Below are 753 nucleotides of genomic sequence, written 5' to 3'. Positions count from 1 at the left end.
AAATAAAGAAGTAAGAAAAAGAAAGGAAATATTATGTCGGCGATTAACGCCAAGATTTTTTAGAATTATGATTATATATAACAGAAAAAAAATCAACGCCAATAAATATGATTCACTTATTATCCAAGATGATTTCCATATCCCGATTTGATCCAAAATGGCGGTAGGGATGAATCCAATAAAAAAGAATGACAAAAGAACATAATCTATTACGGATAATTGCGTATTTTCTTTTTTATATTTGCGTATTTCAATAATAACGGAAATAATTAAATAAGAATATATAGGTATAAAAATGACAGGATAGAGATAATTATAGGCATTAAAGACAGAAATATTTAATATGATTGATAATATTGCAATCATTGAATTGCTGCCAAAATGATAATGGTAAAAACTGGCATTGTTTAATAATACGCTTGGATAACCGTAATTTTTGATGCTTTCGGCAATCATTGAAAGAAAAGCCGTATCTTTATGAAGAGCGCCGTTTAAAATCGCATTTATCGGGTTTAATGTCAGATAACCTGAAAACCAAATTGTATTGGCAAAATAGAATGATATGATAATTGCAAATAACAATTTTAAAAATAATAGCGTTTTCCTTTTGGCAATTTTCGCTCCTTTTATTTTTTCTATGATAAAAAGCGCAAGCCATATAGCCCAAATTATTAGCGAGATAATAATGATTCTTGTATGCTCCCATTGAACTGGATCGCTCGAATTAATTAAAGACAGTAGCATATATAGAAT

At 28.7% G+C, this 753-nt stretch carries 1 protein-coding gene; it reads right to left on the bottom strand.

All coding sequences use genetic code 11. From position 1 onward, the window contains the following. On the bottom strand, positions 1-753 hold a 753-nt coding region (locus ACYVRH_RS13790; protein ID WP_461257460.1), incomplete at both ends, for a hypothetical protein.

This window comes from Treponema sp. R80B11-R83G3, assembly GCF_054786115.1.
This window is presented reverse-complemented; position numbering and strand designations above follow the sequence as displayed.